Genomic DNA, 267 nt, shown 5'->3' with positions numbered 1-267 from the left:
GGCGTGGTCGTGCGCACGCTGAATCGCCAGGACGTGCGCGATCTCTACGTCGCGCGCCGCACGCTCGAACTGCATGCGTTGAACACGGCGGAACTCGCGCAGCCGGCGCTGCTCGAGAAAATGCAGAGCGCGATTCGCGCGGCCGAACGCGAGCTCGCCAAGGAAAACTGGCAGGCCGTCGGCACGCACAGCCTGCGATTCCACCAGCACATCGTCGCGCTGCAGAAGTCGGCGCTGCTCGACGAGTTCTTCCGGACCATCTCGGCA

The 267-nt window shown here is 66.3% G+C and carries 1 protein-coding gene; it reads left to right on the top strand.

Annotated features, from left to right (window positions below; genetic code table 11):
- A partial coding sequence (locus tag R0J88_RS20700) for an FCD domain-containing protein (protein ID WP_410900983.1) occupies window positions 1-267 on the top strand: 267 nt, incomplete at both ends.

It is taken from the genome of Pseudoalteromonas sp. SIMBA_162, assembly GCF_046535955.1.
Lineage (GTDB): Bacteria > Pseudomonadota > Gammaproteobacteria > Enterobacterales > Alteromonadaceae > Pseudoalteromonas > Pseudoalteromonas marina.
Note: the sequence above shows the minus strand (reverse complement) of the source record. Positions and strands in the feature narration are given on the sequence as shown.